This window comes from Chryseosolibacter histidinae (assembly GCF_018598225.1).
In the GTDB taxonomy this organism is placed as follows: Bacteria; Bacteroidota; Bacteroidia; order Cytophagales; family Cyclobacteriaceae; genus Chryseosolibacter; species Chryseosolibacter histidini.
Map to the genome: position 1 here is coordinate 136757 of NZ_JAHESF010000003.1, position 17124 is coordinate 153880.

Here is a 17124-nt window from a genome sequence, read left to right on the forward strand (position 1 = left end):
AGGGAGCCTGTTTTTATTTACACACCGTTGAGTGAAATATTGACAAATAACTGAAAATCGTTGACGGGCACTCTGTTCAACATTCCCGCCATCGCCCTGCTCCTGGCCACAACAATCTTGATCTTGTCAAAAAACAGAGCATTGGGTGTGGCCTTCGGCGTGATCTTCATGATGCTTAACCTTCATATGGTTTTAGCCATGATCTTCCATTGAACGATGTGAGTTCAGTAAGCTCAGAGGCGCTAGATACTATCGCCTTAAAGGAAGATCCTGATTAAGGGAATCGGAAAATAATATATATTGAAGAGGGCATACTGGGTGTATTACACAATGTTGCAGAGCATTTCCAACGGCCGTAAATTCACGAGTAATAGACACCGAGCACAGATGTTTCTACTGTTGGATTTGGCAGAATTTAATCGATTAGAATTAAAATGATCAATGGACTCGAGACAACTACATCACGCTGCCAGCCACATCAGCCAAATTGTGACTTGGGATAAGGAATGGCTTCATTTCGGCACTGGTAGTGATATAAAACTTTCGCTTGTTCAGGAGTTAATTGATGAATTTCTGAAGGATGATACACTCCAACTTGTTCATGACCGAATAAATTCCAAGACGATTAAACGAACGGAAATAGTCAAGGCAATCCATGATCTTTTAGGACAGCAAAGCTTTCAAGTTTGGAATTCAACTATGGACAAGGTAATCAAATTCGACAGGATAGGTGTTTTACTGACTGGAAGAAGGCATATCTAAGTCTGTAAGTTAATTACATTTATCACACGTTTGGAAAAAAGATTACCCACCACATTCCTGAAAAATTTATCCCTTTTAGATATCTCGCCATTCCATGGTGATTTTGATCTGGTCGACTTCTATGATTTCTGCCGACATCACGAAGCATCTTCCCACCCCGGCCGCATTCGTGCAACCCAGGTGATGGCAAAATATCGCTCGTAGGCTATAGCTGGATTTAATGTCATAGCTGCAGAACCATGAAGATGAGGTTCGCGTAACGCCCAGTTGAGCCTGAAGATGAAATCGCATTGATCGAGGATCTCTGAAACGCCCCTCAGTGTGGCACTGTCTATAAAATCACTCGTGGGTTCGAAAAAACCGGGCAGGTGGGGAAATATGTCGTGGAGGTTTACTTCCTGTTGCGGCAGGTTAAGGTGATCGATCTTATTGATCACCCAAAGCAATAACCATATGGATTCGCCGCGCCAAAATATCACCGCGAGATCATCTTCAGTAAGGGGTGATTTATGAAAGAGTGCTTTTTCCTGCGTTGTGACTTTATCCCAAAGGCGTTCCTGAATGAGGAACATCATTATCTGCTGCCGCAGGCTCGGGTCGCTGGCAACACAGTTTAAGTAAGTCAGGATCACGATACGCTCGGCAATTTCCTGCGCCGACCGCAACGTAACAGCATTTTCTTCTTCTATGGGCGGAAGGTCATCTGCAAGAGATATACCCAGTGATAAAAGTATTTTTTCTGAGTTGCGTTTCCGGTCTGCTGATGTCATGCTATCTCGTTAAGTCTTGCTGCATTGTAAATACCATTTACGCATTCACAACGTTCAATAATAGTGCCTGTCGGGATTACCCTGCCCGTTGTCATGTACAAACATGCCGTAATGAAGCTCGATTGATCCCGCTGGTCCTGGTATGATAATCTAAACAATTAACGCAGAGCCCGTTGCGCTGCCTGCGTTTTTTACTGCGCTCCGTTTGCCTACCGCCAAATTGGTGCAAAGAATGTCAGTTGGTATGGGCAAGATAAAGAATTTCATTTTGATCCCGGGATCTCAATACAAATATCATAGGGGCAAATGTCCCATGGCATATGGGCATGGTTGCCTAACTTCATTTGTATAAAACCAGGTAAAAATAGCAGGGCCGCCCCTGTTTTCGGGAAGCTTGCCTTTTAGTATATAATTGACAGGAGTTGTCATTTGCAATAAGCTATTTTGGGGATACGAATGGGTTGGTGGGGCGAAAACCAATCGCTACATTTGCCAAATAATGTCAAGACAAAACTATGTCAATGATTTTTGGCAATAAATTGAAACAATTACGCGAGCGTAAACAGATCCCTCAAAGGCAATTAGCCGCAGTGTTAGAAATTGACACCGCCACCTATTGCAAAATAGAAAAAGGTGACAGGCATGCCAAGAGGGAGCAAGTAGTCGTCCTTTCCAAATTCTTAAAAGCCAACTCCAAAGAACTTCTTAGACTGTGGTATGCAGCCAAAGTGTATGATATTATTGCTGGCGAAGATGAAGCTGCTAAAATCTTAAACGTAGTAGCAGAAAATATCAGCAAGTATCAACATAAAATAAACTAAGACATGAAGCCATTAGTTAAATATAGAGGTGGGAAGTCGAAAGAAATTCCACACATTGAAAAACATATCCCCCCATTTGGCGGCAGATACATTGAGCCGTTTTTTGGTGGCGGCGCTTTGTATTTTTATCTGGAGCCTAAAAAAGCAATTATAAATGACATCAATTCAAAATTGATAGCCTTTTATTCCGGCGTAAAATCAAACTTTGACTTGTTGCGAAAAGAGCTCGACGAAATTGAAAAAACATACACGTCCAATCGCAAGAAATTCGAGAAACTAAAAAGTAGAACGCCCGAGAAGCGCGTAAATGATAATAACGAAACATTATATTATCAAATCAGGGATATGTTCAATGACCTGACTGACAAGAAATATTCAGATGCCCTGCTTTATTTTTTCATCAATAAAACGGCTTACTCAGGAATGATTCGCTATAACGCCAAAGGAGAATTCAATGTTCCCTATGGCAGATATCCCAACCTGAATACGTCTTTGATCACCAGAGCACACAGTGAATTACTTGCCAATGCAGAAATATACAATCTTGATTACAAGCAGATTTTCAATATGGCGGAAGAGGACGATTTCATGTTTTTAGATCCACCCTATGATTGTGTTTTTTCCGACTATGGCAATGTCGAATATAAAGATGGATTTGATGAAAAGAATCATACTGAATTAGCCGAAAGTTATAAGAACCTTAGGTGCAAAGCGTTAATGGTAATTGGAAGGACACCGCTGACCGAAAAACTATATGGGGATATGATCGTAGATGAATACGGAAAATCATATGCAGTAAACATCAGAAACAGATTTAAGTCCGCAGCCACCCATATTTTAGTTTCAAACTATGGAAACAACACGCAGGCCAATTTGTCAGAATTGGAGCTTCAGCAAGAATTAACATCATGATTCTTCATGGCAAGAATTGACAGCAAAGTAATTTTCGTCACAACTTCACCACGAACGCCGGCCAAAATGATACCGGAAATTGAGTTACTGAACACTCATTTTTCAGGCCAGGAATGGAATACCCATACACAAAGGGAGTTCATGGAACGCTTGAGACAGGAGAACTTTTTTAATGGTGAAGGAGCAAATGACCCTGCTTTTAGTGCCAGAGACAGGATAAATCGAGCACCTAAATCCCTTGGTTTTGTTGTACTATCCCCTACTATTCGCTTAACTCCTGCGGGTTTAGAATTAGTTACATCCAGGCGAAAAGAAGAAATATTTTTGAGGCAGTTAATTAAATTTCAACTTCCATCACCGTATCACCAGCCCACTGACAATTCTGCCAAATTTTGGGTAAAGCCATACCTTGAATTATTTCGGCTCATTCGTCATTTCGGCTCCCTAAAATTTGATGAGCTAATGATTTTTGGACTTCAGTTGGTCGACTATCACAGATTCGACGACGTGGTCTCAAAAATTGACAATTTCAGAGTTGCAAAGGCCCGGCATGAAGGTAATTACAAAGAATTCCGCGCTGGCTACTTAAAAACTGAATTGACGCAAATTTATATTGATGACATTAGTTCAGGCAATACTAAAACAAGAGAAACGAACGATAGGTCCGTTGAAAATTTCCTAAGAACCAAAGCCAGTAACATTCGTGACTATGCGGATGCCTGTATTCGCTATTTACGGGCTACAGGCCTGGTAAACATTTCACACATCGGAAAATCAGTCTCAATTACCCAGGAAAAAATTCAGGAAGTCGATTACTTCCTGGAGCACACTGACAGGGATCCTTGCTTTGTAGACGACGAAAGGCAATACGTTTCCTGGCTTGGTAGTGCGGGAAGTCCAATGCTTTTAACCGACAACAGAGAGCTCCTTGAAACCAAGATCCGAACCGAATTTCCGCAGATCGACATAAGCGAAATATCGTCTTTGCAGCAACTCAAAGACATTTTCTCTGACGAATTAGAAAAGAGAAAAGAAGCGATACTTAAAGAGCAGGTGACGGCAATCAAAGATTATCGATTGTTTGAAGAAATCAACACAACTTTTAACCAGATACTTGACAATTCGCTGTATGACACGCCTTTAATGTTAGAATGGAATACCTGGCGCGCAATGACCATGTTGGACGGCGGAAACATCAAAGCCAACCTAAAGTTTGATGATTTTGGCAAACCGATGTCAACCGCGCAAGGAAATATGGCCGATATTATCTGTGACTATGGTGATTTTGGATTAGCGGTGGAAGTTACAATGCAAAACGGGCAACGACAATATGAAACAGAAGGCGAACCTGTTACGCGACACCTTGCCAAGGTAAAACGAGAAACCAATAAACCAGCCTACTGTCTTTTCATTGCACCGACGATTAACGAGGCGTGCATTGCACACTTTTATGCCATGCACAAAGTGAATATCAGTTACTACGGAGGCACGTCCACCATTGTCCCGTTACCGCTGACTATATTCATTAAGATGGTTGAGGACTCATACAACGCAAACTATGCTCCTGAGCCACGACATATTCAACGTTTTTTTGAACGTTCCATTGAATTGGCAAAAACTGCCCGTGATGAGAAGGAATGGTTCACCGGAGTGACACAAGAAGCATTGAAGTGGTTGGCCGAATAAGGCTACATTAACGATTACAATTCAATAGGTAGAAGGTATTGATTGATGGTCATAGATCCAGTTAAATGTCTGTTCTATGCAATTTGGACAAGCCCTGTTCGGCCATATACCTATTGATTAGCTTTACGTGTGAGTTTTTTTGTTAATGTTGAAATTTGCCTCTCAAGGAGATTGAATGCAAGGCCGGCCATGACAAAGAAGGATGCTGCAAGTTTCCATGAGGTCAGATCCTCTCCCAAAAATATTGCCGAGCTTAAGAAACCAACAACTGGTACCAGTAGTGTAAAAGGAACGATCATCGCAGTAGGATATGAGTTTAATAGCCCACCCCACGCACCATATCCGAGGTGCGTGGACAGATAAACGATGTAAATAATTGCCGCAATAGTGGGGATGGAAACGTGCTGCAGCGAGCTCCAGATCACACTTGGCCCATCGATCACCAATGTCATCACAACCATGAATGGCAGCGCCACAAGGTTACCCCAGACCACCAGCGCGAGGGGTGATTGCGCATCAACCTTTTTTGAAAACATATTTCCGGCAGCCCAGGACAAAGCAGCTAATAAAGTAAATATAAGCCCTGCCAATGAAGTGCCTGTGTCAACGTTAGCCGCTACAATCCCGATTCCTATGAATGAAATCAATGATCCAATGATCTTCCAGAGACTTGGTCTGTCATTAAAGAACAGTGCTGCAAGTGCCATCGAAAAAAACACCTGAACCTGGACGACGAGCGATGAAAGGCCAGGGGATAAGCCAAGGTAAATTCCACTGAACAGAAATCCAAATTGACAAGCGAATGTAAAAATTCCATAGCCCAGGATATACTTCACAGGAGCTTTAGGTCTGGGAAGAAAGAAAACCCAGGGCAATGCTGCAAGCGCAAAACGAATCGCAGACAACAAAAATGGCGAAAAGCCTTTTAAACCAAAGTATATGGCAATGAAGTTCATTCCCCAGATTACCATGGTAAAGAGGACGAGAAAAAGGTGATTTGCTTTTAATGTATTGTTGGGTACCATTTTCTTGATGTATTTCGGGTATTACCACGTAATCAGGGGCGTATTTGTTTTACTCCAGACCTGCCCGTAGTTTTTTAATCGCAACAATGGTATCATCTTGATGATCCGGGCTTATTCCTGGTACGGCGTTCATGACTTCAGTACTTCCTTCCGGAAATGAGCGCCCCAGATTAGTATCTCGTCCAGCAATTTCTTCATGGAATGTCCCAAAGGCGTCAATGAATATTCAACAACCACCGGCATGCTATCATAGAGCGTGCGCGTGATAATCTTATTTTCTTCAAGTGCCTTTAATTCCTGCGAAAGCATTTTTGGTGAGATATCTGAAATGTCACGCTGAAGTTCACCAAACCGTTTATTACCGAACGTAAGCGCCAGCACAATAGGCAGTCGCCATTTTCCTTGTATTACTTCCAGTGCATCTCTCGATATTCGGAGTTTTTGCTGGCATGAATGTGTTTTCTGATTCATTGCAATTCATCGAGTTACCCGAAGGTAACTACTTACCATTGGGTAACTACTATATTTTGAATAGTAAAGGTATATAATTTTACGTCTTCAAATCAATTAAAAAATATGAAGAATAAAACAACAACATGGGCAATAGACCCGCTGCATTCGGAAGTGCTGTTCAAGATAAAGCACCTGGTAATTTCCACCGTCACGGGTTCTTTCAATAAATTTGAAGGCCGCGCGGTTTCACAAGGAGAAGGGTTTGATGATGCTAAAGTATACTTCTCGATTGATGTTGCGAGTATCGACACGAATCAGGCCCAGCGCGATCAGCATTTGCGCGAGGGTGATTTCTTTTCAGCTGATCTCTATCCGAAAATCACGTTTGAGTCTACATCATTTGTGAATAAAGGCGGTAACGAATTTAAAATGGCAGGCAACCTGACCATGAAGGGCGTAACGAAACCTGTGGAGTTGAATGTTGAGTATGGTGGTTCTCAAAGAAGTCTTCAGGGCGTGGTGAAGCATGGCTTCGAAGTAACGGGCATTATCAATCGCAAAGAATTCGGAATGGCATGGAATGTGGTGACCGATGCTGGTAACTTAGGCTTAGGAGAAGATATTAAACTCGTAGCGAATATACAGGTATCAGAACTCGTGGAAGAAATGAAGCCGGCTGCTGCAAATTGATATGCTTAGTCATCAGCTGCTTAATGTTTTCTCAGTTGGCCCAGAAAAGATGAATCCATATCTGCGTGGTGATCAATGCGAGTATAACATGAATTCCATTTGAAAAAGAAGGGCTCGTACGCAACCGGAAGTAGCCTGTCGAAAAGTTCATCAGAAGGGTTGCCCATAAATATCAATTTAAATGAGCCGCACGCTTAAATGTTAATTCCGGGAAGATTCTACTAACAGAATTATGCGACAGCCTTTGAAGGCATAAGGTCTTGTTTCTAGCAACGAAACAGAATTTGATACACCGACAAATAAAAATGCCTCCCGGAATATCCAGGGGGCATTTTCAGCGATCTCACTGGGGTCCTGATATGGCAATCTGAACAACTAACGCAGAGCCTGTTGCTCTGTTTGCGTTTTTACTGCTCTCCCGTGAAATTGGTGCAAAGAACGTCAGATGTATTAAAGATCCGGGGAATTTTGCAGACTACACCCCACTCTTGTAAATTTCTATTTCACGCGTCTTTGCTACAAGCAGTTTTTTTATTTCATCTATGTTTCTTCTATTACTCCCAAATGTTATTATCCAGCTTCCTTTGTTCGGGTCAAAAATGCTGTTTACCAGCACTCCTCCTTCCACAAACATGATCGTAATGTGCTGCCCCCACGATTGATTCACAAAACCGGGATTCGTTTTTATAATAAAAGTGTTGTCTTTAAACGAACGAATTGACCACTTATATTCTCTAACAACGTCGGTTACCCAATCTCTGAAAGCCTCCTTATCAACGGAAGTTCGAATGAATTGAAATTTCAATTTATCACGCTGAATCAGATATATTATAATCGAAATTGGTGCCAGAGTCAGTGCCGGAATGATGAAGATCATTTCGTTTATGGAAGAATTAACTCCAAAAAGCCCAAGTTTTGCGAATGTAAAGTACAAGCCGAGAATTAACACTGGCAGCGCAACGTAGATCGCCAAACTATAATGAATAATGCCATCAAGTATTTCAAGTCTGACTCGTTTTTGTCGCATATCTAGCTCATTATTACACTAATAAAGCCTAGGTAAAAGGCTTATATAGTATTGTCCGTTTTCTAAAGATAATACTGTTTTAGCATACTCTCGCACTGATTAACGTTAGCGTTGATAACCAAAAAGGAGTAAGTCAGAAACAATATTCCGCCTGGCAGTTAATGCTGTCTCAAACACGAATTTGGTCAATCCGCTAATGTCAACGATTACAACCAATCCATGCTCAATCATAGTAGCTCTTGATGTGTTTACTAAATGGGACACGCGCCTGAGGCTTAAATAAAATACTTTTTGATGCATTTTCATTGATGATCCAAATCTTATCCTTCATCCAATCCTTCAACATTCAATACTGGCTTCGCCAAAATCAGTGAGCGCAACCGCTCCTCATTACTATCACCCCATTGGCCAATGGCACCAATTACAGGTATTAAACTTTCACCAAATTCGGTGAGATTATATTCCACTTTTGGTGGAACAACTGCGTAAACAACTTTTGAAATCAATTCATGATCCTCCAGTTCCTTCAATTGAACATTTAATACTCTTCGTGAAGCATCCGGGATTTTGCGTTGCAATTCGCTCGGCCGCTTGTGACCCTGTTTAATAAACCATAACAGGCGCATTTTCCATTTGCCATACAGCACTTCGCCTACCAGGTCCAGCCCACAGTTCAGATTCAATGGAATTTTTCTGTTTTTCATAGATCAAAATTAACCTAATGCTTTGCAATGTGGCATAGGGGATAAAATTATCCCTATGCAATAAAAATATCCCTACTTGTGGTAAGTGATCATACAAGCCACTTTTGCCCATATAAATTTCAATAAAAAACGAACAAAGAAAAATGGAAAATCATTTCAACAATGAGTTATCGGGCAAGATCGCTTTGGTAACTGGTGGGACAAAGGGATTGGGAAAGGCAATTGCAGATCGCTTAGAGAATGCAGGTGCAAAAGTTACAATCGTAGCCAGGGGAAAGCCTGAAGACAGTGGAAACAGGCACTTCATTTCCGCAGACCTAAGTACTGCGGCTGGTACAGAAAAAGTGATTAAAGAGGTTCTCTCAAAATTCGGTCACTTAGACATTTTGATAAACAATATGGGTGGCTCCGATACACCAGCAGGGGGTTTTGCAGCTTTAACAGATGAAAACTGGGAGAAAACTATTCAAACCAATTTGATCGCGTCAGTACGGTTAGACAGAGGTTTCTTACCTCAAATGTTAACACGTAAAACTGGCGTTATTATTCACATTGCCTCAATTCAAGGAAGGCTCCCGCTGCACGAGTCCACCTTGCCTTATGCAGCCGCAAAAGCAGGGTTAATCAATTATAGCAAAGGTTTATCGAAGGAAGTTACTCCGAAAGGTGTGCGGGTGTTGACAGTTTCACCAGGTTGGATAGCCACCACTACAAACACCGGATTTCTTGAACGTATTGCAGAAAATGCAAACATTACAATTGAAGAAGCAACAAAGAGTGTTATGGATGCTCTTGGTGGTATTCCATTTGGCAGACCTGCGATGCCAGCAGAGATCGCAGAGCTTGTCGGTTTCCTGGTTTCTCCAAAAGCCAATTACCTCACCGGAACGGAGTATGTGGTTGACGGGGGGACAATTTCAACCATTTAATCTTCATCAATAAGTAATAAGTAAATTAAAATTCAAACAACATGAAATTACCCAACGTAGTACAAGAATTGATCAAAGCACAAAACAACTTTGACAGTGGAGCGTATGCAAATCTTTTTTCAGAAACCAGTGTAGTTCACGATGAGGGTAAAACGCATAACGGCAGGAAAGAAGTTGAACAGTGGATTGCTGAGGCTAACGAAAAATACAAATCAATCATGGAACCTATTGAGTATACCCAAAAGGGTAACAAGGGCGTTTTAACAGCGAACGTTTCAGGAACATTCCCAGGCAGCCCCTTAGTGCTGAAATTTCATTTTGAAATAAATGAGGGAATTATTCAATCATTGAAAGTGACAGAATAACTCGTTTCACGCCACCTCCTAACCAAATAATGTCATGAGCTACTGCTCAGCCATAGACCAAATGGAACCGGGTGATAGAAAATCGCTCCATAAAAAATATCACGATAATCATTATGGTTTCCCAACTCACGATGACAATGAACTGTTTCGAAGATTGATTCTGGAGATTAACCAGGCAGGGTTGAGTTGGGAGACGATTTTAAAGAAAGAGGATACTTTTCGAAAAGCGTATCACAATTTCAACATTAAGAAAGTGGCCGCCTATACAGAAGCAGACCGCAAGCGACTGTTAGCAGATCCGGGAATTATCCGCAATCGGTTAAAGGTAAACGCTGCCATAGAGAACGCCAAAACAATACTCACGCTACAAAAACAGTTTGGTTCATTTGAAAAGTGGTTGGAAGCGAACCATCCAAAAACAAAAGAGGAATGGATAAAAGTTTTTAAGAAAACTTTCCATTTCACAGGGGGTGAAATCGTGAATGAATTTTTGATGAGCATCGGGTTTTTACCTGGTGCGCATTCTGCTGACTGTGAAATTCATAAAAGGATTTTAAAGGCCAAGCCAATGTGGTTGAAATGAAATGCCATCATAGGGTTAATGACAAAGTTTTTAGCTGCTCTTAATATTAATGTATGAGATGAATAATTAAGGAGTGAGCGACATTAAGCCAAATGATGCTCATCTTCGGATTTCTCGTCTCCGTGTTAAACCAAAAAATAAAAGCCCCAGATTTTTCAATCTGAGGGCTTTCTACGTGATCCCGCTGGGGTCCTGATATGACTATCTAAACAATTAACGCAGAGGCTGTTGCTCTGCTTGCATTTTTACTGCTCTCGGTTTGCTCACCGTTAAATTGGTGCAAAGAACGTCAAATTGTATGGGGAAAGATAGCAAAAAAATTTCTTACCATGATTGGATGAAGTTAGCCGTGAAAACTTTGGAGCTGCACTCCAAATTGATCAATCAAGGCTACTCGTAATTCATCCAGACTATTGAAGTTGAGTACTTCATCGCGGATATAAAGGTCCTCCGCAAAAAAATGTTTGTCTAAAAATTTTTGAACGGACAAATTGAATTTATTGCTTTTTGTCTTCCAAATAGTAAGCTTAGTAGTTGCAGGCTCATTATACTCTGAACTATCTTCTATGTTAAAATAAAGGTATTTCCCATTCGACAGATAGTTTATTACAGTGTCTTCATTCCTTGCTTTCATATCAGTTCTATTCTCTTAAGATATAAATTGTTCCTTTATTTCCTTCCGGGGTCATATAATTAATATGGGGAGTTGTTTTATGTGGATGTCCATCAGGCAAAGATCCATGACCGAATAGCACTCCAGTTTCGTCCAGCTTGTAATCCATATGGTAGCTGCCGTTTGCATTCATTTTAAACGACTTTTTCAGAACGGAAGTTGCTTGTTCGCTTCTTGGCCCGGAACCGACCGTTTTAACAGCGTTCGGGAAAGCTCCGAAGAGAACTTCCTGTGCTTCCTTATAACTTCTAACTACGACATCGTTTCCTTTTTTTACTGCCTTGATTTTTGACTTCATATTTGGAAGCCTTATCATGGAGAGAATTTTTCCAGAGGCATAAACGAGAGCCATGTCCTCCATCTTTTGGTACGTCGGCGCTTCGTAGTCCAATTCACCAGAGCCCGCATACGGGTACAGCTCGTCTACGACATATTCAAAGCCATAAACCATAAACCAATTCCAATATTTTTTACTTAAGAGACCATGTGATGTTGCCTCTCTTGCGCGTTCCTTTTTTCCGCCACAGTCTCCACCAGGGCATTCTTCGCCGCCTTCGTCACTCTCGCTTGTATAAGCATTTGTCACGTCGTCACTCTGTACAGAATGCCAATTGCCATCAAAATCTTGGATCCTTTGACTTTGCATTCCATCTGGGTCTATAAAGATGATGGGATTACCATATACATAGTTATATGGAGACCATCGCCTTGATATTTCAGCCAGGGGATCAACAGTTATCCACCTGGCTACTGTAGGATCATACACCCTTGCACCGTAGTCCAACCATTCCAGGCTAAGTTCATCCTGTCTTTCCTTTCCATTGTATAGGTATTCTTGTCCAATCGAGTTTCCTTGTCGGTAGGAGTTAAATGTGAGGCCAAAGGGATAATAATCATCCCCCTGCACCACAGGACTATGTACATGCCCGATATTCAAATCATCAAAATACACTTCTATGATCTCGTCATCCTCGTTTGAAAAATAAATATACGCATATCCGGGCTTACGCGCCACGGCCTGTAGCCTCAACGTGTCGTGAGGAGAAGTGCTATTCGCATGAGCATCGATCTGGTCCCAGCCCATATCATAAGGTACAAAATCCTCATCGAATAAAATATAGTTCAGGTAAGCCTTGGGAGCATTGTCATCCTCCCATTCACCCGGACCGATAAACCAGCCAGTTTCAAATATCTCGCTCAGTGACTCAAATGCTGAATATTCAGGCCCCGTTGAATTTGCGCTTAACCCAAATGCACCGGTGATGGCAGATATGATCGAGGTACCTACAGCAGGCTGGCCATTAGGATTCGGCACAAAATACTTGGCAAACACCTTCATGTTAATCGTGTCACCAGGCACAATTTGCAGGCTTTTTGCGAGCCCTACCTGTTTGCCATTGGCACCATTCAAAGCAACCGACCTGGTAGCATTGGCTTCAACGGTATGGTTATACATGCTGGCTGTAGAAAGGAACACATTATCATAATTGGAAAAATTTGCACGCTCTTCTGTGATATGAGAACTTTCTAAAGTAGCATTGTACTCATCCACTTCGCGCACTGTAGTGAACGTCATTCTCACATTACCCAAATGATCCTTCAAATGATACTGGTACTCCGGAACTATGCCCGTCATAACAACCCTTCCTTCCTCATGGTTAATGAACTTCAGTGTATCATTCTCGTAAAAGAACTCCCCGGAATAATCCGTCTTCTTTTTTAGTACATCTGCAACATCATAGACTTCCTGACGTAGCTTAATGCCAGCAGCATCATAGATATATCTGATGTAGTCACCGGAATTTTTCCTGACTGTATCAGGCAGATTAAGATGATTGTAGGTGATGGTCTCAATGTCCTTATTCCTGTCAACGATCAGGTTGCCGTTAGCGTCGTAAACGTAGTCGCTCCCAGGGTTTGTGCCATCGGTAAATCCTTTGGCGTTGCCGGAAGCATCACTCACTTTTTGCAGCTGATTGCCGGTGTAGGTATACGAGAGTTGATCCATGGACACACCTCCGGTTGTGGTCCGGTTCAACGTCCTGATATTCCCGTTAAGGTCATACTTCAATCCTTTCTCATGATATGCCGTTGATGCGCTCCACGCAGAAGCCTTTGTGTGGAACGATGCCGACTTTAACCTGTTAAGCGTATCATAATTAAAGGTGTATGCGTTCTCTTTTGGCTCAGCGAGACCGAGCTCCGGTGCCGTGATGCCAAGCCCCAGGTTGCTGCTCCACTTCATAGCGGAAATGTTACCATTGTACTGCGGCTGATAGCCGGAAAGTCCGGTGGCAGTTTCATGGTAATAGAGATCCATACCAAAATAGTCGCGCGGGCCACCTTCGGTAACAGACAGGTCGCTATTATTGATACGGGTTAGCCAGCCGCGGATGTTATACCGATAGTTCAGTACCTGCCTGTGCTGCATCCCGCCGTTTATCGCATTGTTATGGGCGTCAGCATCCTGTTGTGAGTAGCCGATCCGCCCTTTAAAAATGTTGCCGGGTTGAACTAGGAATCCTGGTTGAAGGCGAACTTTCTTGGTTGCAATATAGGTGTGCTGCGAGCTGTTGTAGCTTGCTGAATTGATTTCGGTTCCGTATACAACGCCTGGTTGCCCTACGGCCGGGTCAGCCGTTACGTACTGAGCGTCTGAATCAATTTTATGAAGCTTTTTGGTGACCAATTGACCAAGATCGTTGTACGTGTTCTCCAGGAGCAACACCGAATCTACAGCATTGTTCACATGATGCCAGACCTTCAGCAATCTTCCTGCATGATCGTATTTAAACCGGCGTCCAACAGTCCGTGCAACACTTCCGGCTTTCTGATGTGTCGTTTTTGAAAGAACCACTTTGCCGGTAAAATCGAGTATGCTAGTAGCCCGATCGTAGCCACCTACCGCGTTGCTGGTCACGCTCTGAACAATTCTGTATTTGTCGTCATAATAACTGACAGCCCAAAGGTAGGTCGCTTCGCCCAGCACTTTCGTTTTGGTTCCTGTTACCTGCCCTGATACGAAATCAAAGGCCGAAGAACGCTGGCCGGTGATCTCATTGTTTTTATAGTTATAGGTCGCGTCATTGGTCAATACTTTAAAACCATAGTGATCGTAGTAAGTCACCGTGTGTACGTCAAGGTTACCTGGAATAAAGTTGGGGCTTGCAAAAACGGTATTGGTATATCCGTGAGCGGCGTTTGCATCGAATGTCTCGAAGAACTTCGTAGTGCTGACAAGACTGCTCATACCTTTTTGCGTCACCGCAGCATTGTGCGTATAAACGCCTGTCATGATCTGCCGGTTTAAGGAGTCGTATTTGGTAAACAACCATTGATTCGCGATTCTTTGGTTGCCGTCTTGTGAGAAGACCAGTCTGTCGCGGTTATCATATACCATTCTCACTGAATCTGCCCCGGGAACCTGCTTAAGACATAGTCTTTTCCGTGGATCATACCGGTAGCGGAACGCCCACTTGCCAAGAAAAGTCTCCTTTTCTCCTGCAGACCTGTCAAAGTATTCCGACGATACTTTAGCGATGCGGCGTGCGGCCTCAGGGGGAAGCACACAAACAAGGCTTCCAAAGTCGTCATAGATGTAGTATGTGCTCGCATAGCTGCTGTCACTAAGGATCCCTCCATTTACCTGTACCCTCTTCAGCACCGTGCGGCCTTCCTTATCAACGTATTCAATGACTTCATGCTGTTGCTCATCCTTGAGCTTATTTTTTCTGAGCTGATTCTTTCCATAATAGTTCCTTGCAGCTGATGTTCCTGCGTCTATTAATCCCAGCGGGTGAACAGCCGTTGGCGGGATATACGACCAGCATAAGACTTCTCCCGAACCATTGAAATCATACGCACTTTTTATGGAATGATCATTAGATGAGTAACTATGTGCGTTATCGGGCTGCCATGATGATCCCGGCGCGCCTTGTTTGACAGGTCTGTTCAAAGGACTGGGCTCAAAAATAATTTTAGAATAAGGATACTGATCGGAAGGCAGCTCACCACCGGTTTGATAAAACTGGTATTGCTTGCCTGACCTGTACTTTTCCTGTTCCGTTGCGGCTTGCGTGGCAGGGTCAGCCAGTGCGTTGATCTTGTACCATCCATTGGTTTCCGCTGACGTATACGGAAGATATTTTAGCTCTTCCCTGCCAAACATATCATAGGCTACAGGCGTGACAACATCCTTCAGAGATGGCGCCCCTTGCGTAGTCACCGTTTGAATACCTCGGCCCAAGCCGTCAAAATAAGTGGTGGTCTCAACTTTCTGCCACGCCGTTAAACCGGAAGGCATTGTCTGAAAAGGCTGCTGCATGACAATCTCACGCACGTAATTTTGATTATTCGGCGGAGCGCTGACAGTAACCGTAGCATCGCTGGTACGTGATTCTCCAAAGTTATCACGGGCTTCGAACCGGAATACATACGCGCCTTCCTTCATGTTGGTCAAGGCAAGGTCTGGCGTAGAGCTTCCAGCCATTGTAACCGTCGGTCCTGACACTTTTGTCCACGACCGGAAAACGATAGTGCCATCTGCATCCGTAGCAGAACCATGAAGGGTTGTTGAATTCTGCGGAAGCATAAGCGTTGCATTGGCGCCGGCACTGACGACGGGGGCAGCATTGACCGTTAATACAAATGGTGTATTGGTGGTACTTTTACAATTTCCCGATGTTACCTCAACGGTATACGTTCCGGATTGTGCCGCAGTATACGATGAGCCGGTCGCGGTGGAGATATTGACACCGTTCCTTTTCCATTGGTACGTATAACCCGAGCCGGTTCCAACAGTCAGCGTTACCGAGCAAGTAGAACATATTGTTTGTGCTCCTGATGGAGTGATGGTTGCATCAGGGCGCGGATTGACGGTCACTGAAATGGTATTGGAAGCAGCATTGCAGTTTCCGTTGGATGCCTCCAGGATATAAGTACCACTTTCAGTAGCGGAAAAGCTCGTACCCTGCCCGAGCTCAACTCCTGCCCTGTACCAGCGATATGTATTTCCCCCAACAGGCGACTGAACCTGCAAGGTAACACTTTCGCCGGTGCAAATGGAGGTGCTTCCATTAGCCGCGATTACAGCGGAGGGATAAGAAAATACCGTGACAGTCACCGGATCAGAAAACCGGTAACAGCTACCATTGGATACCCATACACTGTAGTTGCCACTGAGCGTGGCCTGGAAGTAAGACTGATTCGCTCCGCTTACAGGGCTGCCATTTTTATACCATTGATACGTTTCGCCACTTTGATAACGGGTTGACAAATCGACATACCCACACCGCGCGAAACCGTTTTCTGAAGAAACAGAAACGTTGGAAGGCAGAGACGAAATGGTAAAGCTCTCACCGGTCTGTACCAATGAGCAAGACCCCTTTCCGACCCACACAGCATAGCTACCCTCATTTTGTACACCAAAACTAAGCTGGCCGTTTCCCTGGACGGAAGCAATCGACTGGCCATTCTTATAGAGATAATAAGTCACATTGTCTTCATATGAATAAAGTGCAACCTCGGAGCCTGCACAGGAGCCTGTGTATAACTGGGGCTCCAGGAAATCACATTGAGCCCTGGCTGTCGATAAAGCCTGCATAACAATAAAGAAGAGCAGCGCTAAACGAAACCAGGAATTCGACGTCAGAGGTATCCTAGGACTTGGTGAGGGCGCACAAAAATATTTCCGCAGGGAAAAGTGGGGTATACGGTTCATGGCTG

At 43.3% G+C, this 17124-nt stretch carries 16 protein-coding genes; 8 read left to right on the top strand and 8 right to left on the bottom strand.

What is annotated here, in order from left to right:
• Positions 1-17: 17 nt before the first annotated feature.
• A complete protein-coding gene (locus KK083_RS04050; RefSeq protein ID WP_254160946.1) occupies positions 18-170 on the bottom strand; it encodes a hypothetical protein in 153 nt (50 codons plus the stop codon).
• A 271-nt stretch (positions 171-441) separates the two neighbouring features.
• On the opposite strand from KK083_RS04050, the gene KK083_RS04055 reads away from it, so the two are divergent.
• Positions 442-762: a hypothetical protein gene (locus KK083_RS04055; RefSeq protein WP_254160948.1), complete on the top strand. Its 321-nt coding sequence runs from the start codon at positions 442-444 to the stop codon at positions 760-762.
• 137 nt (positions 763-899) lie between these two features.
• Here KK083_RS04055 and KK083_RS04060 read toward each other — a convergent pair whose 3' ends face one another.
• Entirely contained in the window at positions 900-1532 is a 633-nt protein-coding gene (locus KK083_RS04060) for a DUF4272 domain-containing protein (protein ID WP_254160950.1), read from the bottom strand.
• Positions 1533-2047: 515 nt separating this feature from the next.
• On the opposite strand from KK083_RS04060, the gene KK083_RS04065 reads away from it, so the two are divergent.
• Genes KK083_RS04065 through KK083_RS04075 form a run of 3 tightly spaced genes read left to right on the top strand, consistent with a single transcriptional unit; the run spans position 2048 to position 4951 of the window.
• A complete protein-coding gene (locus KK083_RS04065; RefSeq protein WP_254160952.1) occupies positions 2048-2353 on the top strand; it encodes a helix-turn-helix domain-containing protein in 306 nt (101 codons plus the stop codon).
• A 3-nt stretch (positions 2354-2356) separates the two neighbouring features.
• Positions 2357-3265 carry a DNA adenine methylase gene (locus tag KK083_RS04070; RefSeq protein WP_254160954.1) on the top strand — a complete coding sequence of 303 codons (909 nt, stop codon included), beginning with the start codon at positions 2357-2359 and terminating at the stop codon, positions 3263-3265.
• Between the two features lie 6 nt (positions 3266-3271).
• Positions 3272-4951: an AlwI family type II restriction endonuclease gene (locus tag KK083_RS04075; RefSeq protein ID WP_254160956.1), complete on the top strand. Its 1680-nt coding sequence runs from the start codon at positions 3272-3274 to the stop codon at positions 4949-4951.
• 110 nt (positions 4952-5061) lie between these two features.
• On the opposite strand, the gene KK083_RS04080 is transcribed toward KK083_RS04075, so the two are convergent.
• Both KK083_RS04080 and KK083_RS04085 read right to left on the bottom strand, forming a co-directional pair.
• The gene (locus tag KK083_RS04080) at positions 5062-5976 is read right to left on the bottom strand and encodes an EamA family transporter (protein WP_254160958.1); all 915 of its coding nucleotides are present in this window, start codon (positions 5974-5976) and stop codon (positions 5062-5064) included.
• Between the two features lie 129 nt (positions 5977-6105).
• Complete coding sequence (locus KK083_RS04085; RefSeq protein WP_254160960.1) at positions 6106-6447, bottom strand: winged helix-turn-helix transcriptional regulator; 342 nt, start codon at positions 6445-6447, stop codon at positions 6106-6108.
• A 105-nt stretch (positions 6448-6552) separates the two neighbouring features.
• On the opposite strand from KK083_RS04085, the gene KK083_RS04090 reads away from it, so the two are divergent.
• Complete coding sequence (locus KK083_RS04090; protein ID WP_254160962.1) at positions 6553-7119, top strand: YceI family protein; 567 nt, start codon at positions 6553-6555, stop codon at positions 7117-7119.
• Positions 7120-7594: 475 nt separating this feature from the next.
• Here KK083_RS04090 and KK083_RS04095 read toward each other — a convergent pair whose 3' ends face one another.
• Positions 7595-8146: a hypothetical protein gene (locus KK083_RS04095; protein ID WP_254160964.1), complete on the bottom strand. Its 552-nt coding sequence runs from the start codon at positions 8144-8146 to the stop codon at positions 7595-7597.
• Between the two features lie 320 nt (positions 8147-8466).
• Positions 8467-8850, bottom strand: coding sequence for a winged helix-turn-helix transcriptional regulator (locus KK083_RS04100; protein ID WP_254160966.1), 384 nt, complete (start codon positions 8848-8850; stop codon positions 8467-8469).
• A 143-nt stretch (positions 8851-8993) separates the two neighbouring features.
• Between KK083_RS04100 and KK083_RS04105 the strand changes: the two genes are divergently transcribed.
• Genes KK083_RS04105 through KK083_RS04115 form a run of 3 tightly spaced genes read left to right on the top strand, consistent with a single transcriptional unit; the run spans position 8994 to position 10727 of the window.
• Positions 8994-9779, top strand: a complete 786-nt coding sequence (locus KK083_RS04105; RefSeq protein WP_254160969.1) for an SDR family oxidoreductase — start codon at positions 8994-8996, stop codon at positions 9777-9779.
• A 41-nt stretch (positions 9780-9820) separates the two neighbouring features.
• The gene (locus KK083_RS04110) at positions 9821-10144 is read left to right on the top strand and encodes a nuclear transport factor 2 family protein (protein WP_254160971.1); all 324 of its coding nucleotides are present in this window, start codon (positions 9821-9823) and stop codon (positions 10142-10144) included.
• 34 nt (positions 10145-10178) lie between these two features.
• Positions 10179-10727, top strand: a complete 549-nt coding sequence (locus tag KK083_RS04115) for a DNA-3-methyladenine glycosylase I (protein WP_254160973.1) — start codon at positions 10179-10181, stop codon at positions 10725-10727.
• Positions 10728-11070: 343 nt separating this feature from the next.
• Here KK083_RS04115 and KK083_RS04120 read toward each other — a convergent pair whose 3' ends face one another.
• Positions 11071-11361 carry a hypothetical protein gene (locus KK083_RS04120; RefSeq protein ID WP_254160975.1) on the bottom strand — a complete coding sequence of 97 codons (291 nt, stop codon included), beginning with the start codon at positions 11359-11361 and terminating at the stop codon, positions 11071-11073.
• 7 nt (positions 11362-11368) lie between these two features.
• Complete coding sequence (locus tag KK083_RS04125; RefSeq protein WP_254160977.1) at positions 11369-17119, bottom strand: DUF6443 domain-containing protein; 5751 nt, start codon at positions 17117-17119, stop codon at positions 11369-11371.
• Positions 17120-17124: the final 5 nt, after the last annotated feature.